Origin of the sequence: Pseudomonas cremoricolorata DSM 17059 = NBRC 16634, assembly GCF_000425745.1 — a bacterium.
Classification (GTDB): domain Bacteria; phylum Pseudomonadota; class Gammaproteobacteria; order Pseudomonadales; family Pseudomonadaceae; genus Aquipseudomonas; species Aquipseudomonas cremoricolorata.
The window spans coordinates 77,572-99,812 of the sequence record NZ_AUEA01000002.1; the positions used below are offsets into that span (position 1 = coordinate 77,572).

General features: G+C 66.5%; 15 protein-coding genes and 1 pseudogene. 8 read left to right on the top strand and 8 right to left on the bottom strand.

All coding sequences use genetic code 11. The annotated features are described in order from the left end of the window. The first annotated feature begins 132 nt into the window (after window positions 1–132). Together H618_RS0102875 and H618_RS22690 are read left to right on the top strand one after the other, a co-directional pair. Window positions 133–1,551 (top strand): GGDEF domain-containing protein, encoded by a 1,419-nt coding sequence (locus H618_RS0102875; RefSeq protein ID WP_028693632.1) that lies wholly within the window; start codon window positions 133–135, stop codon window positions 1,549–1,551. A 320-nt stretch (window positions 1,552–1,871) separates the two neighbouring features. After that, a complete protein-coding gene (locus H618_RS22690) occupies window positions 1,872–2,102 on the top strand; it encodes a hypothetical protein (RefSeq protein WP_154660613.1) in 231 nt (76 codons plus the stop codon). An 82-nt stretch (window positions 2,103–2,184) separates the two neighbouring features. Here the strand turns inward: H618_RS22690 and H618_RS0102885 are convergent, their stop codons facing one another. The 6 genes from H618_RS0102885 to H618_RS0102910 form a co-directional block, all read right to left on the bottom strand. Further along, window positions 2,185–2,373 (bottom strand): hypothetical protein, encoded by a 189-nt coding sequence (locus H618_RS0102885; protein ID WP_028693633.1) that lies wholly within the window; start codon window positions 2,371–2,373, stop codon window positions 2,185–2,187. Between the two features lie 135 nt (window positions 2,374–2,508). Further along, complete coding sequence (locus H618_RS0102890) at window positions 2,509–4,020, bottom strand: DHA2 family efflux MFS transporter permease subunit (RefSeq protein WP_028693634.1); 1,512 nt, start codon at window positions 4,018–4,020, stop codon at window positions 2,509–2,511. Continuing rightward, entirely contained in the window at window positions 4,010–5,152 is a 1,143-nt protein-coding gene (locus H618_RS0102895) for an HlyD family secretion protein (RefSeq protein WP_028693635.1), read from the bottom strand. Before H618_RS0102895 ends, H618_RS0102890 begins: the two co-directional genes overlap by 11 nt. After that, a complete protein-coding gene (locus H618_RS21175; protein ID WP_050577205.1) occupies window positions 5,149–6,462 on the bottom strand; it encodes a TolC family protein in 1,314 nt (437 codons plus the stop codon). Before H618_RS21175 ends, H618_RS0102895 begins: the two co-directional genes overlap by 4 nt. Before the next feature lie 244 nt (window positions 6,463–6,706). Further along, the gene (locus H618_RS0102905) at window positions 6,707–7,429 is read right to left on the bottom strand and encodes an AraC family transcriptional regulator (RefSeq protein ID WP_028693636.1); all 723 of its coding nucleotides are present in this window, start codon (window positions 7,427–7,429) and stop codon (window positions 6,707–6,709) included. A 324-nt stretch (window positions 7,430–7,753) separates the two neighbouring features. After that, window positions 7,754–7,948, bottom strand: coding sequence for a hypothetical protein (locus H618_RS0102910; protein ID WP_028693637.1), 195 nt, complete (start codon window positions 7,946–7,948; stop codon window positions 7,754–7,756). Between the two features lie 536 nt (window positions 7,949–8,484). Between H618_RS0102910 and trbK the strand changes: the two genes are divergently transcribed. Further along, a complete protein-coding gene (trbK, locus tag H618_RS0102920) occupies window positions 8,485–8,736 on the top strand; it encodes an entry exclusion lipoprotein TrbK (protein WP_028693638.1) in 252 nt (83 codons plus the stop codon). Window positions 8,737–8,853: 117 nt separating this feature from the next. Here the strand turns inward: trbK and H618_RS0102925 are convergent, their stop codons facing one another. Then, entirely contained in the window at window positions 8,854–9,207 is a 354-nt protein-coding gene (locus H618_RS0102925) for an SH3 domain-containing protein (RefSeq protein WP_028693639.1), read from the bottom strand. A gap of 84 nt (window positions 9,208–9,291) precedes the next feature. Next, the gene (locus H618_RS0102930; RefSeq protein WP_028693640.1) at window positions 9,292–9,615 is read right to left on the bottom strand and encodes a hypothetical protein; all 324 of its coding nucleotides are present in this window, start codon (window positions 9,613–9,615) and stop codon (window positions 9,292–9,294) included. 230 nt (window positions 9,616–9,845) lie between these two features. On the opposite strand from H618_RS0102930, the pseudogene H618_RS0102935 reads away from it, so the two are divergent. The 5 genes and pseudogenes from H618_RS0102935 to glgA all read left to right on the top strand — a co-directional run bounded on the left by H618_RS0102935 (window position 9,846) and on the right by glgA (window position 22,236). Continuing rightward, window positions 9,846–11,745, top strand: a pseudogene (locus H618_RS0102935) (AAA family ATPase). 2 nt (window positions 11,746–11,747) lie between these two features. Beyond that, window positions 11,748–12,389 (top strand): 4Fe-4S single cluster domain-containing protein, encoded by a 642-nt coding sequence (locus tag H618_RS0102940; protein WP_028693642.1) that lies wholly within the window; start codon window positions 11,748–11,750, stop codon window positions 12,387–12,389. Between the two features lie 13 nt (window positions 12,390–12,402). Beyond that, entirely contained in the window at window positions 12,403–18,858 is a 6,456-nt protein-coding gene (locus H618_RS0102945) for an AAA domain-containing protein (protein WP_028693643.1), read from the top strand. Next, on the top strand, window positions 18,855–20,210 hold the full coding sequence (locus H618_RS0102950; protein WP_028693644.1) for a hypothetical protein: 1,356 nt from the start codon (window positions 18,855–18,857) through the stop codon (window positions 20,208–20,210). The genes H618_RS0102945 and H618_RS0102950 overlap by 4 nt, the downstream gene beginning before the upstream one ends. Window positions 20,211–20,676: 466 nt before the next feature. Continuing rightward, complete coding sequence (glgA, locus tag H618_RS0102955) at window positions 20,677–22,236, top strand: glycogen synthase GlgA (RefSeq protein ID WP_028693645.1); 1,560 nt, start codon at window positions 20,677–20,679, stop codon at window positions 22,234–22,236. Window positions 22,237–22,241: the final 5 nt, after the last annotated feature.

Genomic DNA, 22,241 nt, shown 5'->3' on the forward strand with positions numbered 1-22,241 from the left:
ATGGGCACTATCGACACCGATGTCGACACGATGATATCTGTTTGACATCAATTACTCGGTTGCAACACACTGCGCGCATTTGCCGCTGGGAACTGGCCGCCGGGCCGCCTGGCAGCCTTCCCTCACCGCGTTATGTGGGTTCTGTTCATGGTGTCTTCGGCCCAGTCGCGCCTACTGGTCTATGTGCTGCTGTTCAGCGTGACGCTGGGGCTCACGCTGGCCGGCATCCTGGCCCGGCCGTTCGCCACGCTGTCGCTGTTCTGGCCGGTGAACGCGGTGCTTGCCGGCCTGCTGCTGCGTCACCCGCGACGCGCCACGCCGCTGGGCTGGGGCCTGGTGTACCTGGGCATGCTCACGGCGGACCTTGCCTGTGGCAGCGCCTGGCAGCCGGCGATGTGGCTGAACCTGTGCAACCTCAGCGTGGTGTTGACCCTGTGGTCGCTGATGGTCCGCCTGCCGTTGGCGCAGCGGCGCTTGCGCACCGCGCAGGGGGTGCTGCACCTGTTTGGCGCCAGCGCCCTGGCCGCGGTGGTCGCCGCCAGCCTGGCGTGTCTGGTGGCAACGCCCTGGTTCGAAGAGTCGCTGCGCACCACCTGGCTTGCCTGGTTCAGCGAGCAGTTCTCGACCAGCGTGCTGGTGCTGCCGCTGGTGCTCACCGCCCCCACACCGCGCGCGTTGCTGCGCAGTGGCAGCCAGGCGATTCGCCTGGCGCCGTTGCTGGTGCTGCTGGCAGCCCTGGGCCTGGGGCTGCTGGTGGGCGGTCCGGGTGCCATCGCCTTCCCCATCGCTGCGCTGCTGTGGTGTGCGCTGAGCTACTCGCCGTTTCTGCTCTCGCTGCTGACTTTGGGCACCGGCAGTACGCTGATCGTGGCGGTCGCGCAGAATGTCATGCACTTCAGCCTGCCGCAGAGCGAAACGGCGGTGACGGCGCTGATGTCGGCGCGCCTGGGCATTGCCATGCTGGTGCTCGGCCCGTTGCTGGTGGCTTGCGTCAGCCAGGCCAATCGCCTGTTGCTCGGGCGCCTCGAGCACCAGGCGGCGGTCGATCATCTGACCGGCGCACTGAGCCGTAGCGCCTTTACCCACAAGGCCGGCAGCCTGCTCGAGCAATGCCGCGCCGCGCGCGTGCCGCTGACCCTGATGATGCTCGACATCGACCACTTCAAAGCCATCAACGACCGCCACGGTCACGCCGTTGGCGATCTGGTGCTGCGCCAGTTCGCCCGCACCGTGCAGGAACATCTGCCCGAGGCTGCACTGTTCGCCCGCCTGGGCGGCGAAGAGTTCGCCATCGTAGTGTCGGGTGTCGCCCCGTACCAGGCCAGCTTCATCGCCGAACGGCTGCGCCGCGCCATCGAAGAACTGGCCCCGCTGCACGCGGGCCAGCGCCTGCACATCACTGTCAGTACCGGGTTGTCCGGCTCCAGCCTGGTCGGGCCGGGCGATCACCTCGACATCCTCCTCGCCCACGCCGACCAGGCGCTGTACCAGGCCAAGGCCATGGGGCGCAATCGGGTGGTGCAGTATGAGGTGCGGCGCGAGGTGGTGTGAGGCAAGCAGCGGCAGGGAGCGGTTCGATCGAGATAAAGGAGAGGTGTCATTGAGCGTTGAGACGGGTGCCGCTCAATCCTTGGTTGTACAGATTTCAAACCGACCTATGAATCAGCGGGCTGGGGCTCCCTCACGGGGCCTGTCGAGGTCGCAGTGTTGTCGAGAATTCTGACATTGAAGATTTGTTCGATCACTTGCCTGGGCCCTTGATTGAGGCTCCACGTAAAGATAACCAGCACACCCAACAACAAGACAAAGATTATCGAGGCAACCACGCCTTGAGACACACCTGACCAGAAGCTAGGTCTATAGCCTTTGAGTTGCTCATTCAGCTTGGCTTCATAGTACTGATCAAGGCGCTCGGCCTCAGATTCCAAGGACGTATTGAGGAAGTCCTGGGCCAGTTTCACCGCTTCATTTCTGTAAGCTTGCAGCTGGAAACCGGAGTTACTGACTTCATGAAACTGGATCAGTTCTGCATCGACAGGGTTGCGCGCGTGCTTGTCATGGAAGTTTTTGACGAACTAGATTTTTTGCCGCTTATAGAGTGAATACGCTATGGCACCGAGGATATCGTCCTGATTCTTGACGAGCTCCGTGTAGATGAAGTTATAGCCTTCCTTGGGCATGGGTTCAGGCCTCCCTCATCCGTGCAGAGGCGGCTTCCAGGGCCAAGCGAATTTCCTCGGGCGTGCGACGAGAGCAAGAGATGATCTCGTTGACTTCCAGCGGTAATTTGCGATGGGTATGTTCTCTGCGCGAGGCGAGCTTGGCGTTGGCCTCAGAGACTAATTGGTTAGAGAAAAAAACTCTGGATTTCATCCAGCCAGTCCTCCTGAACGATGGCGCGGATCATAGCATGCCCCCCATTGCTGCTGAGGGTTTGCACGTAGCGCGATATGTATCCATCTGTCGCCGCACACAGCGCACGGCCGGATTCTGGGTCGATGCAGGCGCCTAGCCCACACGCCGCCCGCGCAACAACAACGCTGCCAACGCGCAGCCCAGCAACGCCAGGCAGGCGAGGTAGAAGGCGTCGCTGTAACCCATCAGGTAGGCCTGCTGGCGCACGCTGCGGGCGATGACTTCCAAGCTTTGCTGATGCTCGGGCAGCCAGGTAGGCGGGTTCGCGCCCAGGCGTTCCTGCACGGCCGGGGCGAATGCGTTGAGCTGTTCGTGCAGACGCGCGCTGTGCAATCGTTCGCGGCTGGCGACGATCTGCGTCAATGCCGCAGTGCCGATGGCGCCACCCAGATTGCGCAACATCGAGAACAGCGCCGAGGCCGAACCTGCCTGGGCCTTATCCAGCCCGGCCACGGCCAGCACCGACAGCGCGACCATGATGAACGGCTGACCAATGCCGCGCACCACGGTCGAAGGAATGATGACATTGGCTGCGCTATCGGCGCTCAGGCTCGCACCCAGCCAGCAGCCCAGGGCCATGATCAGAAAACCACTGGCGACCATGAACTTGGCGCTGGTCCAGCCCATCAGGGTGGGCATCAAGGGCGCCAGCAGCAGTTGCACGACGCCATAGGCGATCAGCGCCACGCCGACGTCATGGGCGCTGTAGCCCTGAATCTGCGACAGATAATTGGGCACCAGGAACACCAGGCCAAAGGTGGCCGCACCGAACACGAACATCGCCACACTGGCGACACCGAAATTGTAGTGCCCCAGCAAGCGCAGGTTGATGAACGCGCGCCTGCCATACAGTTGCGTGACCACGAACAGCACCAGAGCAATGCCGGCCAGCAGGCTCAGGCCCACGATCAGCCCTGATTCGAACCAATCCAGCCGACCGCCCTCCTCCAACACGATCTGCAAGCCGCCCAGGCCCACCACCATCGCCGTGATGCCTAGCCAGTCGCCACGGCGCAACAAGGCCAGTTGCATCGGCCTGGCATCGATCGACCAGGCGATGGCCCACAGCAGCAGCGCCCCGGGCAGCACTTGCAGGTAGAAGATCCAGCGCCATGAATAGGCATCGGTGAGCCAACCGCCGAGCGACGGCCCGGCGGCCTGGGCGACGCTGTTGGCCAGGCTGAACAGCGCCATGCCCATGGCCATCCGGCTGGCTGGCAACTGGGTGATGATCAGTTGAAACGACAGCGGAATCAGCACCGCACCCGCCGCGCCCTGGATCACCCGCAAGACGATCATGCTCGACAGGTTGGGCGCTGCCGAACACGCCAGCGAGGCGAGCAGGAAAATCAGCGAACCGCTCCACATCACCCGGCGCAGCGAGAACACCTCCACCAGCCAGGCAGTCAGCGGAATCATGACGATTTCCGCCACCAGGTAGGCCGTGGAAATCCACGACCCCTCCTCGAAGCTTGCCCCCAGCGAGCCGCGAATCTCCGGCAAGGCGGCGCTGGTGACATGCACGTTCATGCCCGCCATGAAGCAGCCCAGCAAGCCGCCGAGCACCGCCACCCAGGCCCGCGGCGACACCGTCTCAGCGGGCATGGGCGGCGCCCTCGGGACGGGTGTCGACCTGGCTGAGCACCGACATGCCCGGGCGCAGCGTCACGCCCGGTGGCAGCGGATCGAGCACGATGCGCACGGCAAAACGCTGGACGATCTTGGTGAAATTGCCGGTGGCGTTGTCCGACGGCAGCAGCGCGAACACGTTGCCCGAGGCCGGTGACACACTGGCCACCCGTCCACTCAGCGGCGTGCCGGGGACGCTGTCGACCTCGATCCGCACGGGCTGGCCAGGGTGCATGGCGTGCAGCTGGGTCTCTTTGTAGTTGGCGACCACGTAGGTGCGCTGCAACGGCACCACGGCCAGCAGCGGCTGGCCCGGCACCACGTATTGACCGGCGCGCACGCGGCGCTGCCCCACCACGCCATCGACCGGTGCGCGCAGCACGGTGTCCTCGGCGTCGTGTTCGGCCAGCGCCTGGCGCGCCCGTGCACTGCGTACCGCCGCCTGTTGCTGGTGCCGGCGCGCGGCGGCCTGTTCGGCCTGGGCCTCGACCATCGCCGCCCGCGCCTGGCGTGCGCGCAGCGCTGCCTCGGCACCCCGCCACGCCGCTTGAGCCTGAGCGGCGGCGGCGTGGACGCGTTCCAGGCGCTGGGCGCTGGCCGCGTGATCGCTGACCAGATCGCGATAGCGCCGCACGTCCAGTTGGCTTCGCCGATGCTCGGCCAGCGCGCTGCGCACCGCGGCCTGCGCCTGGTCAATGGCCGCCTGCTGCTGGCGGATGTGCGCCTGCGCCACTTGCTGGTCGGCCACCCCTGCCGCCAGCGCTGCCTCGGCCTGGGCCACAGCCGCGCGGGCCTGCTCAAGGTGCGCCTGATAATCACGCGGCTGCAGGCGCACGACGATGTCGCCGGCCTTGACCGGCTGATCGTCGGCCACCAGCACCTTGGCGACATAACCCGCTACCCGTGGGCTCAGCGCGATCCAGTCGGCCTGCACATAGGCGTCGTCGGTGCTTTGCACGAAGCGTCCCTGCAGCCACCAATGGCTGAGGTAGCCGGCCAACACCAGCAAGGCTGCCAGGCCGGCGCTGATCAGCGTGATACGGCGACGGTTTGGGGTAGCTGGCGGGTTCTGCACAGCTTCGGTCGAGGCGCTGTCAGCGACATTCATGCGGGGTTTTCCGTTTCAGGGGGGTGGTGCTGCCAGCGCCCGCCGAGGGCGTGCAACAGCATCAGTTGGGCGTGAGCCAGGCGCACCCTGGCGTCGACCTGTCGAGCGCGCAGGCCGAGCAGTTGCCGCTCGCTGTCGAGCACCGTCAGGCCATCGACACTGCCGGCCGCCAGCCCATGGCGAAGCAGACGCTGGGCCTGCTCGCCGTGTGCGAGCGCAGCGCCGGCGCCATCAAGCGCCTCCTGCGCGGCGCTGTATTCGGCCAGGGCCTGGCGCACCTGCTTCAACGCTGCCAGGGCCACGCCGTGGTAACGAGCGATCTGCCCCTGGCGCAGGGCCTGGGCCTGGTCGACCCTGGCGCGGTTGGCGCGCAGATTGGGGAACTGCCAGGTGATCAGCGGACCAATGCCGAAGGTCAGCGCGCGGCTGTTGCCCAGCCCGTCGAGGTGGCTGTCGCTGGCGGCCAGCGCGGCGCCGAAACGCACCTGCGGATACAGGTCGGCGGTGGCGACCTGAACCCCAAGGCTCGCTGCGCGCAGCTCGCGTTCGGCCTGGCGCAGGTCAGGACGGCGCGCCAGCAACGGCCAGCCATCGCCGAGCGGCAATGCGCCGCTTGGCTGGGGAATGGCCCTGCAACTGGCCGATTCATCGAGCTGCGCGTGTCCGCTCAACTGGCTCAACTCGAACGCGGCTACCTGGCCTGCCGCCTGCAACGGCGGCAGGCGAGCACGCAGGGTGTCGCGCAGGGCCAGCAGTCGCTCGACCTCCAGCGCGCCAGCGACCCCCGCCCGTTGCAGGCGCTCGAGCAAACGCACGCTGCGTTGCAGGTTGTCCAGACCTTGACGGGTCTGCTCCAGGCGCGCCTGGGCGGCGCACTGGTCGAGGTAAGCGCGGCTGGTCTGCAACGCCACCTGCAGGCGCAACAGTTCTCGCGCCGCCTGCGCAGCCTGCACCTGGGTGGCGGCGCGCTCGATGGCTGCACGCACCTGGCCCCAGACATCGATCTGATAGCTCAGGTCCAGGCCGGGGCTCAAGCGCCAGCGCGTGGAGGCGTGGCGATCCTCGGCTGTCGCCAGGATCTGCTCATCGGCACGCTTGCCATAGTCGGCCGCAAGGCTCAGTTCGGTACTCGGTAAACGCCGCGCCTGCTCAGCGTCCAGGCCCGCCAGCAGCACCTGGATATGCGCATCGGCCTCGGCCAAACGCTGGTTGTGCGCCAATGCGCGCTCGACCCAGCGGTCCAGTTGCGGATCATCGAACACCGACCACCAGCGCGCAGGCAGCGGCTGTTCGCTCAGGCCTGGCGGCAACTGCGCGGGACGCTCGAGCTGCAGCAGCGGCTGCGTGGGCTCGGTCACTGGGGGGACGGCGCAGGCGCCGAGCAGCGTCGCCAGGGCGGCAAGCGCACTGGCGCGCAGGACTATCGCGTTGAAGGGGGCAACTGTGGGCATGGCGACATCGCATCATCGAAGGTGAAGCGAGGTTAACCAAGGCGCTCGAGCGGCCGCCGCCGCGTGACGGACAAGCATGCGCGCGAAATGGACAGCGTGGCGCTCAGCGCAACCCACCGCGTCGTTGCAGGGTGTTCAACTGCCAATGCCGCGGGCTATGGCCGAGCACGCGCTTGAACATCGCCGCGAAGGCACTGGCGCTCTGGTAGCCATGATCGAGGGCGACGATGAGGATCGGTTGACCGGCAGCCAGGCAGCGCTGACTGAGCATGACCCGCGCATGGCTGCGCCATTCACCGAAGGTCATCCCCACTTCCCGTTGAAATAGACGGGCGACGCTACGCGCGCTGAGGTTCAGGCGTGCCCCGCACTGCTCGAGGCTGACCTCCTGCGCCGGGTCGTCGAGGAAGGTTTCGCACCAGGCGCGCAGGCGCCGGTGCTGTGGCACGGGCACGAAAGCGCAAATTCGCTGGGCCATGGTCAGTTCGTCGAAGATCAGCGCCCGTGCCGAGGCGCTGACTTCACGCTCCAGCAAGCGCGAGGCGGCCAGAACCAGTTCGTGCAACAAACCCGAGACCACGATCACTTCACAGCGCTCGATGCGCGCGGGCAACAGCAAGGTGCGCATGCCCACCGAGCCTTCCATGCGGACCGCATGCTCCACCCCTGCCGGCATCCACAGCGCGTGGCCTGACGGGATCACCCAGCTGCCTGCGGCCGTGTTCACGCGCATGACCCCGCAGGCGGCGTAGATCAGTTGGTCTTCGCTGTGACAGTGCTCGGCCACGGCGTCGCCGTGGGCGTAGTCCATGACCAGTGCTTGCATGGGGCTGATCCTTGAAGGGGATCAGCAGTATACAAAGGCGCTACACGAAACAATTGCCTTCTATGCCAGCGAACGAGCACAAGCAGCAATCCAAACCTAATGTTCAGCCACTATTGGCAATTTGTGCGAACTCCAGCTCACAGCCTTGCAAAACCGCTCCGTCGACGCCGGGCAGCCTTTGCCTATTGCGCCGTGTGCACGGCCAACGGCACCTGTACAAATTATGTCCAACCCGCGCCAAGCCTTGGCGATCATGGCATCCAGCGCGTTATCCACAGACCTACCCACGCTTTTTGTGGACAGATTTCCCTGGCAACGATCGCCTTATCGCACCGTCATCAGCGCTTGGTTGGCCTGGCGAACCAGCTCGATCCACTCGCGGGTGCTGATCACCCCGTCGTGCTCGAGCGCCTGCGCCTGCAGCAAGGCGCGCTGGTAGTCGTCTTCGTGGAAACCGGGCAAACCCAGGAACCGGTTACGCCACTGGCCGATGGCCGTCATCCCGTTATCGTGTCGCATGATCACCCGCACTTCCTCCCACCTGGAACGCCGCGCAGGTTAACCGACCAGACATGAAAGAGTGATGACCTGAACCCATTGACACGGGCGAGGTGCACGCGTGCTGCCAGGACGGCAGCAGCGGGCCTGCCTGCGAGGGAGGCAGGCCGTGTAGCGCGGGTCTCAACCCGGCGGGATGGTGCCGAGCAGGCCAACGACGATTGCCAGCACGAGAAAACCACCTATGAACCATGCCATCTTGCCCATTGCGAACCTCTACTCTGCGGAGAACGAACGGCCTGGCCGACGCGCGCCACCAGCGGCGCAGTGCGACCTGCCCAGCACAGGCCGAGATCAATGGCTGGGGCTGGTAGGCATTTTCCGCCTGTGACTGATACGGTTACAGATGCAGGTTCGTGGAAAAAAAGCAGATCAGATACGCCGTGACTCGCCGCCGCTGTAACACCATGTGGCAATTTCCTAAGCCCGCCGTTAGGCTAGCGCGGGCTCCACCTAGCCCGCTCTGTGCAACCAAACCATCGAGGAAGGAACGAGACATGTTGAGCAAATGGACTTCACTGAGCGCGGCGCTGGGCATCGCCGTACTGCTGGCAGGTTGCTCGGAAGAAAAAGTACCGCAAGCCACCGAAGTCACCTGCGCGCCAGATCAGTACGAACAGCACTTGGCCAGCTTGTCCAAGGACGCGAACAAGCAGCAGTTCAAGGATGCCTGCCAGGCCCTGCTGGCGGACAAGAACAAGAACCTGAGCGACTGGACCTTCAAAAAGAGTCCGAAAGACGATTTCTGAGTCGACTCGCTCAGCTCGAGGTGGCCTGCGGGGTTTGCATGAACCGCTGCCGGCGCCTGCGCAACTGCCAACGACAGCCGCTCGCCCGCCGCCCTGGGTGAGCACGGCCTGAGCCGATCACCCCTGCAAATGCAGCACCTCACTCGGCAGCCAGCCGAGCTCGCCGGTGCTCAGGCGCCGGCACCAGTACCAGCCATTGAGCGCGCGCAGGGTTTCGATCAGTTGTCCGGGGTCTACGTCCAGTTCGTGGGCGTTGTACTGCTCACGAGCGCGGCCCTGGCCGACGCCCAGGGCTTCGATGATCTGCGCCGGGACCCAGCCCGGCTCCTGGGCCGGGCAGGTGCACAGGAACCAGTCCTGCCAGCCGTCGTTGCCCTCAAAGCGCTGGCCAACCGACAGCAGCGCACCTTTGTCGAAACAGATCGGCTGCGGGTACTCGCTGCGGTGGGCCTTGATGACCACATACTTCATGCGCCACTCCTTGGCTGCGGACATCCGCCGAGCCTAGCAGAGGGCAACGACACAACCTGACGCGGCCAGTGCGCCTTCGCACAATCAGCGCAACCCAGCGCGCAGGCGCTGCGCCGGCAGGCTCTCCACGCCAGCGACCAGCCCTGTGCCGGCGGCGATGGCGCGGGCCCGCGCAACGCCCCAGGCCAGCGCGCGGGTCATCGATTCACCGGGGCGGGCGTCGAAGGCTTCTTCATGCAGGGCCGCGCCGGACACCGCGTAAATACCCAGGAACAACTGCGTGGCGCCGGTGCGTGACAGGCGCACCTGCACATCGATACAGGTGCCGTTGCTCAGGGTCTCGTCATGCCGGCGATGGTGCAGATTGGGGTCAGCCCATGACCAGAACTGGTCACCACGGATTCTCATGTCGCTCGCTCCTTCGACTAAAGACGTATTGATCCGATCTCGCATCGGCAACCGTAGCCTAAGCGAAGCGGGAAGCAAGCCCTTGCCAGGCGCGCCGGATGAAATCGGATGATCGGCCGCAAGCCACGCGGTAGATGGTCTTCTGGCATGCCAGCGTCGCGTTGTACGCGCCAGCACCCGCTGCACAGCGGCCAGCTATATGTCTGACGAAAACCAAGACACATTCTTACATCAGCACTGGAAAATCCGCGTTGCCAGCAATACCCTGCCCTATCGACCAGCGCTGCGAGTACGCACATGACAGGGATTGCCCAATTCGAACGTCCACGCTGGCTGCGCGACCTGCTGCGCTTTCTGCCGCTCAAGAGCCAGTTCGTGCTGTCAGGCAACATCCGTGACCTGCAAGCCTCGGAGGTCGCGCCCGGCGCCGTCACCGCGCAGAGCTTCAACCAGACCCTGTGCACCGCGCTGCTCGACAGTGGCTACAGCCACGTCCTGCTGTGGGACCCTGTGGCCGGTTTCAGCGCCCTGACCCGCCCCGGCGGTGACCCCAGTGCCAGCCATGGCGTGCTGCGCGGCTTTGGCCTGAACCCGGTGGATGGCGTGGCCCCGGCCGGTATCGACCTGCTCGGCGCGACCCTCAGCCGCCTGGTGGCGCACAACGCGGAGCCGGTGGCGCTGATCATCGATTTCGCCTCGCGCCTGGCGGTGCGCAACGACAACCTCAGCGCCACCGAGCATCGCCTGTTCACCCAGGCCCTGGTGCAATCGCACCAGGCCCGCAGCCGCCCGGCGGGCGAGCAGCGCAAACCGTTCTTCAACAGCGTGCTGTGGCTGGTGGAAAAGGAAGGCGATCTGCCCGACTGGCTGCTGGTGGACAACCCGCGCCTGCGCCACGTGCCGGTGGGCAAGCCCGACCAGCGCTGCCGCCGCGCCCTGGCTCCGGCGTTGCTGCGCGGCCTTGCCGGCAGCCAGGGCGCCGAGCCCGAGGCCCTGCAACAGGCGGTCGAGGCCTTCGTCGAGAACACCGAAGGGCTGCTGCTGCTTGACCTCAGCGCCATCGCCCAGCTGGCGCGGGTCGAGGGCGTGGACATGACTCAGATCGCCGACGCCGTGCGCCGCTACAAGGTCGGCGTCACCGAAGACCCGTGGCTGCAGCTGGACCGCACGCGCATCCGCGACGCCCATGGCATCGTCCAGCAGCGAGTCAAGGGCCAGCAGCACGCGGTGACGCACATGCTCGACATCGTCAAGCGCGCGCTCACCGGCGTCGGCGCCAGCCGCAAGGGCAATCGCCCGCGCGGGGTGGCCTTCCTCGCCGGCCCCACCGGGGTCGGCAAGACCGAACTGGCCAAGACCATCACGCGCCTGCTGTTCGGCGATGAAAGCGCCTACATTCGCTTCGACATGTCGGAGTTCAGTGCCGAGCACGCCGACCAGCGCCTTATTGGCGCACCGCCGGGCTATGTCGGCTACGACGTTGGCGGTGAGCTGACCAACGCCATCCGCGAAAAACCCTTCAGCGTGGTGCTGTTCGATGAAATCGAAAAAGCCCACCCGCGCATCCTCGATAAATTCCTGCAGATTCTCGACGACGGCGTGCTCACCTCCGGGCGCGGCGACCGGGTGTACTTTTCCGAAGCGCTGATCGTCTTCACCTCCAACCTGGGCATATACCGCCAGGGCGAGAACGGCGAGCGGGTCGCCAACGTGCTGCCCACCGAGCCGTTCGAGCAGGTCCAGGACAAGGTCAACAGTGAAATCGAGCGCTATTTCAAACTGGTGCTCAACCGCCCGGAAATCCTCAACCGCATCGGCGAGAACATCATCGTCTTCGACTTCATTCGTGAGGATGTGGCGGCGCAGATCTTCCAGCAGATGGTCGCCGGCACCTTCGCCGACCTGCACGCCCAAGGCTATCAGGTGAGCCTCAGCGAGCCGGCCGAGCAGACCTTGCGCGCGCTGTGCCTTGAAGATTTGTCCAATGGCGGGCGCGGCATTCGCAACCAGCTCGAAGCGCGCCTGCTCAACCCGCTGGCGCGGGTGCTGTTCGACCAGGACATCAAGCCCGGCGAAGCGCTGAGCATCACCGCCGTCGACCTCGCCGGCCTTACCGTGCAACGTCTTTGAGCCTGCAACTGAGCCTGTCACGGGTGCACTTTCCGGTGACCACGCTGGGGCCGGGAAGGCGCGTCGGGATCTGGCTGCAAGGCTGCAGCATCCGCTGCCCGGGCTGTATTTCCGCCGACACCTGGGGTGCCGGCCAGCGCTGGCTGAGCGTCGAGGCGTTGCTCGATCAGATCAGCCCGTGGCTGGCCGAGGCCGACGGCATCACCCTGTCGGGGGGCGAGCCGTTCGAGCAGTTCGATGCGTTGCTGCACTTGCTGCGCGGCCTGCGCCAGCGCAGCGGCGGCGACATTCTGGTTTACAGCGGCTACGCACTAGAGGAATTGCAGGCGCAGTTGCAGCAGGCCCAAGGGCTGATCGACGCGCTGATCAGCGACCCATTCCAAAATGACAGCGCACAAACCCTGGCCCTGCGCGGCAGCGACAACCAGCGCCTGAGCCTGCTGACGGCGCTTGGACGGGAACGTCTGGGCAGCTACGAGCGTCCCTTGCAGGCGGCCGACAAGGCCCTCGACGTGATGTTCGATGAGGCGGGCAGCGTGTGGATGGCTGGCATACCCCAACGTGGCGACCTGCTGCGCCTGCACGATCTGTTGCAAGCCCAGGGCCACCAGATTCAGACCAGCGCGCACCGACCGCGGCGCTGAGTGGAGTTCACCGATGATTCGTTTTTGCCCCAATTGCCACACCGAGCGCGGCCTCGACGAGCTGTTCTGCGCCGGCAGCGTGCACGGCCAGCCGTGTGGCTGGGATTTGTCTGCCGAACCGATCAGGTCGGCGGCGCCCGCGCCTGGCGCAGGGTTGCCTGGCGCAGGGTCGCCTGCCGCAGGATCGCCTGCCGCAGGGTCGCCTGCCGCAGGATCGCCTGCCGCAGGATCGCCTGGCGAAACAACGCCTGCGCAAGAAACGCCTGCGCCAGCGTCGGCCGCCGCAGCTGAAAGTGCCCCAGCCGCTGCCGATTCCGCCACGCCCACCTGCAGCAACGGCCACCCCCTCGAACCGGGTGACCTGCTGTGCCTGACCTGCGGCGCCAGCGCCATCGAAACCGGCGCCGCCGCCCCAGCCAGCGTCGCTGCCGGCAGCGACGCTGTCATCCAGCCGGCGACCGTCGAGCACAGCGCAGATGAAGCCAGCGAGATCGACGGCTGGCAGTTGCAGCAGCAGATCAGCAACACCGACGGCATCCGCGAGCGCTACCACGCCCGCCACCGCGACACCGGCCAGCAGGCGGTGCTGACCCTCTACCGCGCCGGCGCCGAGCCGGACCCGGCCATCTACGACGTGCTGCGCCGCCTGCCGCTTGAGCACGTGCCGCAGTTGTTCGTCACCGGCCGCTGGCACGATCGCGCCTATGAGGTCAGCGAAGCGCTGGCCGGCAGCCTGGCGGACCTGGGCAGCGTGCTCGACGACCTGGACAGCGTGCGCAACGTGCTGCGCGAGCTGGGTCAGGCCCTGCACGCGTTCAACGAAGCCGGCCTGCGCCACCGCGACCTGCGTCCCACCAGCCTGTTGCTGCGCAGCCGCGAGCCGCTGGACATGGTCATCAGCGGTTTCGGCTCGGCGCGGCTTTCGGAGTTCGACCTGGACATCGTCTCGCCACTGGAGACCAGCCGCTACATGGCCCCGGAAGCTGTGGCCGGTGGCGTGGCGGCGGCCTCGGACTGGTGGAGCCTGGGCATGATCCTGCTCGAACAGCTGACCCACGGCGCGTGCTTTGCCGGGATCAACGCCAACGCTTACCTGATTCATGTGCTGGCCAACGGTGTGCCGCTGCCCGATGACCTCGACCCGCAACTGCACCTGCTGTTGCGCGGCCTGCTCGCACGCGACCGCCACCAGCGCTGGCAATGGCCGCAGGTCAGTGCCTGGCTGGCCGGTGAGCCGGTACAGGCCCCGGCCAGCGCCGGTGAACAGGCCGATGACCGCGAAGGCGCCACCGTGCAGCTCGGTCAGCAGCAGTACCGCAACCCACGCATCTTCGCCCTCGCCGCCGCCCAGGCCGAGCACTGGCCGCAGGCCCTCGATCACCTGCTGCGCGGTGTGCTGGTGACCTGGGCAGAACAACAGGGCCTGCCCTCGACGGTGCTCGCCGGGTTGCGCCAGGTGGTGCAGCACGAGGGTCTGGAAGACGACCTGCGCCTGATGCTGGCGCTGAAACTGCTCAACCCGCAGATTCCGCTGATCTACCAGGGCGAGATCGTCACCCCTGGCTGGCTGCTGCAGCATCCGCTGGAAGGCTACCGGCTGATCAGCGGCGCGGTGCCCGACCTGCTCGAACACTTGCAGACCGACACCTGGCTGTCGCGGCTCAAGACCCGCGCGCAGAACGTGCGTCAGCGCGCCTTGCACCAGCACATCGAGCTGGACGAACAGACCCTGCGTATCTACCTGCTGTCGACCTCGCGCGCCAACCTCGCCAGCCAATGGCAGGCCCGTCAGCGCCTGTTCCCCGACAGCGACCACTCCGGTGTGGTGTCACTGACACAGCGCCGGGTGATCGCCGAAGAAGACCTGATCGTGCTGCTCAGTGCCGAGCTCGGCCAGTTCCGCTCGGCCGAGTCGATCGTCAATGAGGCAGCCGAGCTTGCCCGCAGCGCCGAGGTCGGCTGGTTCGAGGCCGAGGCTGCCAGCGCGCTGTTGCAGCAGGGCCAGAGCGAGCTGTTCAGGGCCATCGACCAGCGCATCCAGGGCTTCGCCCGCTGCGGCGTGGGCACGGTCGATGAGTGGGCCGAGCAGTTCCGCCTCGAGCGGCGCATGCCACTGGCCAATGCCCTGGTGCTGCTGGCGATCCCTTCCAGCCAGTGGCTGGAGCCGCAGAAACAGCAATACGTGGCGCAGATTCTCGATTACTTCGAAAAGAAGGTGGTCAACGCCGTGCTGCGCGGGCCGCTGGTGCGCATGAGCATCGGCAAGACCACCGCGCGGGTCGACCTCAACGAGCTGCACAGCGAGCGCCGCCCGGCCGCGGCGTTGCTCGACCACCTGCTGCAACGCAACGCCCGCGAGGTGACCCTCGACCCGGAATGCTTCGCCAGCAACGATACCGTGGAGTCGCGCCTGCACGGGCTGTACCGGCAGAGTGCGCTGTATCGCCGCGATACCGGCATCGACGGCCTGTACCTGGGCTTCCCGTTCCTGCTCAGCCGTGACCCGCGCGGCACCGCACGACCGCGGCTGATGCCGCTGCTGCTGTGGCCGGTCAAGCTGCAACTGGAACTCGGCCGCCGTGGCCAGGCAGCCCTGGCCTTCGACAGTGAACGTGAAGAAGTGCGCCTGAACCCGGCCCTGGAAGGCGTGCTCGGGGTCGAGGCGTGCAAGCGCTGGCGCAGCATCGCCGATGAACTGCTGGGTCGCTCGTCGCTGCGCGCAGGCGATGTGCTGGACGCCTTCGGCCTGCTCGCCGGCACGCTGTCGCGCAGCCTCGGCCCGTTGCCTGCCAGCAGCGTCGAGCTTGCGCCGTATCAGGATCAACTGGCCTGCGCGGCCGTGCTGTTCCACGTCACCTTCATGGGCCAGGCGATCGGTGAAGACCTGCGCCTGCTCAAAGGCCTGTCGCCGGCCGGCACGGGCCTGGAAACCGCCCTGCGTCTGCGCAGCGATGAGGCCCCGGCACAGGTGCAGGCGGTCGGCGAACTGCAGCGCTTCTTCACCGTCGCCAGCGACCCGTCGCAGGAAGCGGCGGTGCTGCAGGCGCGCCAGGCTCCGGGCCTGCTGGTGGAAGGTCCGCCCGGCACCGGCAAGAGCCAGACCATCGTCAACATGGTCGGCGATGCCATCGGCCGCCAACGCAGCCTGCTGATCGTCTGCCAGAAGCACGCGGCGCTGGAGGTGGTGTACAAGCGCCTGGTGGCCGAGGGGCTGGGCCAGCGCATCGTCATGCTCAACGACATCAACCGCGACCGCGAGCCGGTGATCCGCAGCGTGCGCGAGCAACTCGAAGCGCTGCTCGACCCGGCTGGCGCGCCGCACAGCGTGCAGCATCAGCGCCAGCAAGTGGCCGCGCGCATCGAAGCACTGGAAGGCGAGCTCGACCGCTTCCAGCACAGCCTGCACCAGCCTGACCCGGCCACCGGCCTGAGCTACCGCGCCCTGCTCGGTGAGCTCATCGACTTGCAGGCAGGGCCTGCGCCACTGGAATTTCCCGCCCTGCGCCAGCGCCTGGGTGCGCTCGATGTGGGCCGCCTGGCGCAGCTGGAAGAACACTGCGCCCCGCTGATTCGCCACTGGTTGCCGGCACAGTTCGAGGGCAGCCCGTTCGCCCAACTGCGCAGCTTCGCCGCCGATGCCGCCAGCGTGCAGGCGTTTACTGACAGCTTGGCGCGCTTCTGCGCCGCAGAGCAGGCGCGGCTGGAGACCTTGCAGGCACACCCGGCCAGCTTCGAGGTCGACGACCCGGCGCCCTACCGCGCCTGGCGCACCGCCCATGCCGAGCGCCTGCTGAGCCTCGATGCCGCCAGCCGTGAGCGTCTGGCGCAGTGGCTGGGGTTGTTCCGTCAGCAGCGTGCCGAGCAGCCCCTGCGCGGCGCCCAGCTGCTGGCGCAGTTGCAGCAGGTGCAAGAGCGACTGGCCGAGCTGGACGCCGGGCACTACCAGCCCAGTGTGTCCCCGGCCCTGGCCGCCATGCCCCGTGGGCAACTGCGGCAGATGCTGGACGACAGCCAGGCACTGCTCGCCCCTGCTGGCTGGCCGCGCTGGCTCAACCCGCTGCACTGGCTGCGGCGCAACCGCGTGCAAGGTTTCCTGCGCCAGCAGGGGCAACAGGCCGAGCCTGCCCAACTGGCCGCGCTGGCCAGTGCCGCGCAGTTGCAACTGGCCTGGTACCCATTGCACGACCAGTTCACCAGCATCCGCCAGCAGCTTGGCCTGCCAGTGCAAGCCAGCGAGGGCGGCTTGCAGTTGCCGGGGGCGGTGCACAGCGTGCACAGCCAGGTGCAGCAGGTCGAACGCCTGGCGGCGGCGCTGGCCGCCTCGCCGCGCGCTGCGCAGAGCGATGCCGCCGCGCTCAGTGGCGAGCCGGCGCAGCTTCAGGCGCTGTTCGATGACCTCGACGCTGCGCTGCTGCGCCAGGCCGCGCGGGAAACCAGCCAGCACAGCTTGCAGGCTCTCGGCCAATGGCTCAGCGAACCATTGCAGGCGCAACTGGCCACGGCGCTGGCGCACAACCAGAGCAACGAGGCGGTCCTTCACGCCTTGCAACAGGCGCTGCCGAGCCTACCGGCCTATCAGCACTTTCGCGCCCGCGCCGGGCAACTGGGCAGCGACGAGCTGCACCTGTTGGCCCTGCTGCGCCAGCGTCAGGACGCGCTCGAGCACATCCCGGCAGACCAGCTCGAAGCCGCCGTGCGCCGCCTGCTCAAGCGTGAAGCACGCCTGGGCTGGAAGCACCGCATCGAGCAGGCCAACCCCGAACTGCTGTTCAGCCAGGCCGAGACCCAGACCAAGATCGCCAACCTGGCCCAAGCCGATGCGCAGATGCGCGAACTCAACCGCAGCCTGCTCGGCCAGGGCATCGACCTCAGCCGCCTGGGCAACCGCAAGCAGTGGGAGGATGTCACCCGGCTGACCGGCAAGCGCTCGCGGCGCCTGCGTGAATTCATCGAAATGGGCAGTCGCCTGGGGCTGATGGAGCTGCGCCCGGTCTGGCTGATGAACCCCGACGTCGCCAGCCGCGTGCTACCGCTGACCCAGGGCCTGTTCGACACGGTGATCTATGACGAAGCCTCGCAGATGCCGGTGGAATTCGCCCTGCCGACCCTGTTCCGCGGCAAGGTCACGGTGGTCAGCGGCGACGAGAAGCAAATGCCGCCCACAGCGTTCTTCTCGAGCCGCGTGGAAAGCGACGAAGCGCAGCTGTTCGACGGCGACGAGCCTGATGAAGACGCCGACGAAGAGGAGCGCGAGGCCTTCGAAGACACCTGGAACCGCCGCGAGATCAAAGACTGCCCAGACCTGCTGCAACTGGCGCGCAATGCCCTGCCCAGCACCACCTTGCAGATTCACTACCGCTCGGCCTACCGCGAACTGATCGGCTTCTCCAATGCCTCGTTCTATGGCAACCGCCTGAACGTGCCGGTGCGTCATCCGCAGGCCAACATTCTGCGCATCAAGCCGCTTGAGCTGATTCAGGTTCAGGGCATCTACCAGAACCAGAGCAACCCGACCGAAGCCGAACGGGTGGTCGACTACCTGGCCGCCCTGTGGCAGCGCCCCTATGCCGAGCGCGACTCGGTGGGCGTGGTGACCTTCAACCGCAAGCAGGCCGAACTGATCGAGGACTGCCTGGAGCAACGCGCCGAACAAGACCCCGCGTTCCGCGCCGCCTACGCCGAGGAACGCGAACGCAGCGAAGACGGCGAGAACATGGCGGTGTTCGTCAAGAACGTCGAGAACGTCCAGGGCGATGAGCGCGACATCATCGTGTTTTCCTCCACCTTCGGGCGCAATGCCCAGGGCAGCTTCCGGCGCAACTTCGGCGTACTCGGGCAGACCGGCGGCGAGCGCCGGCTCAACGTTGCGGTGACCCGCGCCCGGCGCAAGGTGGTGATGATCACCTCGATGCCGATTGGCGACATTTCCGACATGCTCAACACCCAGCGTGCACCGAGCAGCCCGCGTGACTACCTGCAAGGGTATCTAGAGTACGCCCGCAGCCTCTCGGCGGGAGAGTTCGACAACGGCGCCCGCCTGCTCGAGCGCCTGCAAACCGACCGCAGCAGCGCCGCGCCGCGCACTCAGGCCGGTGCCAGTGACGGCTTCGTCAGGGAAGTGGCGGCGTTCATCGCCGCCCAGGGCTGGCTGGCGACCCCGGCCAGTGCAGGCGATGCTTTCGGCCTGGATTTCGCCATCGAAGACCCCGGCACCGGCCTGTACGCCATCGGGATCGAGTGCGACGCGCCGTGCCACGGCCTGCTGGCGCGGGCCAGGGCGCGGGAAATCTGGCGCCCGCAGGTGCTCGGGCGGGCCATTGCGCACCTGCACCGGGTGTCCTCGCAAGCCTGGTACCACGACCCGGCAGGTGAACAGGCGCGCTTGCAGGCGGCCATCGAACAGGCACTTGCCGCTGCTGCCGGCACCCCGCCAGCCGAAACTCAAACGCCAACACAGGTGACGCCATGAGTGGTCCGAAGGTGGTGCGCATCGTCACCCGCGAAGAAATCCTCGCCCAGTGCGAAACCGCATTGCAGCGCCTCGACAAGGCCACCGCGCGCTGGCAGGCCCAGGCGCAGCGCCTGGGTACGCTCGACGCCACTCAGCTCGCCGCGATCGAGGCACGCGACCAACGCCTGCGCGCCCTGCTGGCGCAAGATCGCTTCCGGGAGGTGCAGGACGCCGTGGCGGTGGAGCAAGCCTTTCTCAAGCGCGACCTGCGCGAACGCCAGGCCCAGGCCATCGAGCGCGGCGCCGAGCAGCGCCAGCGGCAACGCCGGGTGCAGGACAACGCCGCGGTACTGCACAAGGCACTGGCAGCGGTGCCGGGGACGCCTGCCAGTGCGGCGGCGTTGCGTGACCTCGATGAACTCGCCGCACGCCCGGCCCAGGCCGATGCCGAGCAGCGCCTGGCTCAGGCCTTCGCCCTGCTCGCCGTGCCTGAAGCCGAGGCCCCGCTGTCGCTGGCCCAGCAACAGCTCGCTGAGCGGTTGCACGACGGCCAGCAGCAGCCCAGCTATGCCCAGTGGCTGGCCGAGCACGGCAGCGACGAGGCTCGCGACCCGCGCCTGCAACGCATCGACCGGCACATCGTCGAGCTGCAGCTGCTGCAGGGCGATGACGCTGCCGTGGCCTTCCTCGGCGCTTTGCAGCGCGCCGAGGCGTTGCCTGCCGGGGGCCAGCGCAATCTGCTGCTCGACAGCTTGGTGCTCGACCTGGCCGCCGCCACCCGTAGCGGCGAACAACGCCGTGAGCGCCTGGAACAGCTGCACACCTTGAGCGGCGAGATCGCCGAACTGCTGCCTGACACCCAAAGCGAGCTGCTGGCGCAACTGGATGCGTGCACCAACCAGACGCAAACCGCGCAGCTCGACGCACTGATCGAGCGCGCCGAGGCGGTGCTGGCCGAGCATGCCAACGCCCTGGCCGCCGAGGCGCGACGCCAGGCGGTGCTGCAAGGTTTGGCTAGCCTTGGCTACGAAGTGCGTGAAGGCATGGCCACCGGCTGGGCGCAGACCGGTCGCGTGGTGCTGCGCAAGCCAGCCACGCCGGGCTACGGCGTCGAGGTCGGCGGACAGGCCGAAAGCGGTCGCCTGCAAGTGCGCGCAGTGGCTCTGCACGCCGAACGTGATCGGCAGCGCGACCGCGACATCGAAACCCTCTGGTGCGGGGATTTCCAGCGATTGCAGGCCCTCTTGCAGGCCCAGGGCGACAGCCTGTCGATCGAGCGTGCCTTGCAGATCGGTGAAGTGCCGCTCAAGGAAGCTGAAGTGAACGATGAGCGGGGTGCGAGTGAGGCGCCATTGCAGCGGCATCAGTGAACGGTGGTCGTGTGAACTGGGCCTGCGACGCAGGCCATCGCGGCTAAACCCATTCCTGGAACGTGGTGGTCCTGTAGTAGCGGCTCAAGCCGCGAACAGCCTGCCCAAGGCATCCCGTCGGTTAAATAACGAAAAGTGACCAACGGGTCACGCTCTTATCACCCTTCTCTCCTACACTCAAATTCGGCCCGCGCACCGTTCGGAACAATCGCCTGAAATCAGTCGAACTTTCCTCTAGCGCGGCCAGTCATCACTAAGCAGGCCATGGCTACTTCACTCGCCTGCCACGCCTGCCTACCCCAAGCAGCTCAAGCGCCTTTGGCCAGGACGGCCAGTGCGCGGTGCAGCTGTGCATGACTCGGGGCACGGAACGCAATATGCATTACCGCAACATGCACAAGCGAGAATCAACGTGATGTAAATGCATCGGGTCCCAGCACCCGAACATAGGGACGGAGAGAGACTAATGATCAGTGCCGCTGTCGAGCCATCTGTAAACACCTTCACCACGCCGCATCGCGAGCCGCTGACTCCGAGTTTCATCACGACAGCCAAGGCACCGGGCGCCAAGCGCCAGAACAACCCGAACAAGCGCAAGGTCCTGTTCGTGACCTCGGAAATCGCCGACCTGGTCAAGACCGGCGGCCTGGGCGACGTGTCCGCCGCTCTGCCGCGGGCGATGTCCGATCTGCACGACGTGCGCGTGCTGATCCCCGGCTACCCGCAGGTGATGGACAGCGACAACCCGATCCACATCGTCGGTGAGCTGAGCGGTCACGCCGCCCTGCCGCCGTGCAAGATCGGCCGCATGGACTTGCCGGACGGCCTGGTCATCTACGTCCTCATCTGCCCCGAACTGTACGAGCGTGAAGGCACCCCCTACGGCGCCAACAATGGTCGCGACTGGCCAGACAACCATATTCGTTTCGCCCGCTTGGGGCTGGCAGCCGCCGACATCGCCGCCGGTGAAGGCATGGCGCACTGGACCCCTGATCTGGTTCACGCCCATGACTGGCCGGCAGGCCTGGCGCCGGCCTACATGCACTGGCGCGGCCTGAGCACGCCGACCCTGTTCACCATCCACAACCTGGCCTACCAGGGCGTGTACAGCCTGGCCTGCTGCCCGGAGCTGGCGATTCCCGAGCATGCGCTGCAACAAGAAGGCATGGAGTTCTACGGCAAGCTGTCGTTCCTCAAGGCCGGCCTCGCCTACTCCAGCCACATCACCACGGTCAGCGCCACCTACGCCAAGGAAATCACCACTGCCGAATTTGGCTGCGGCCTCGATGGTTTTCTCGCCAGCAAAGCCCAGCAGGGCCTGCTCGGCGGCATTCCCAACGGCATCGATGAAAGCTGGGATGCAGCCACCGACCAGCACCTGCAGCACAACTTCAGCCTCAATGACTGGGAGGGCAAATCGCTCAATGGCGATGAAGTGCGTGAACTGTTCGAGCTCGAGCCGAGCGAAGGGCCGCTGTTCGCCGTGGTCTCGCGTCTGGTCTACCAGAAAGGCCTGGACCTGACCCTGGCAGTGGCCGACTTCATCGTCGAGCAAGGCGGTCAGATCGCGATCATCGGCCGCGGCGAACCGGAAGAAGAGCAAGCCATGCGCGAGCTGGCGCTGCGCCATCCCGGGCGCATCGGCGTACGCATCGGCTTCAATGAGACCGATGCGCGGCGCATGTTCGCCGGCAGCGATTTCCTGCTGATGCCCTCGCGCTACGAGCCGTGCGGCCTGAGCCAGATGTACGCGCAACGCTTCGGCTCGCTGCCGGTGGCGCGCAATACCGGCGGGCTGGCCGACACCATCGAAAATGGCGTCACAGGCTTTCTCTTCGACGAATCGACCGCCGACAGCTACCGCGAGGCACTGGCCCGGGCCTTCTACATCTACAGCAAGCCCGACCTGCTCAACGCCATGCGCTGCCTGTCGATGACGCAACCCTTCAACTGGTGCCAGGCGGTCACGCCCTATGCGCGCCTGTACGAGGACCTGGTCAAGCAGAGCCAGCTGGCCCACTACTGATTCGG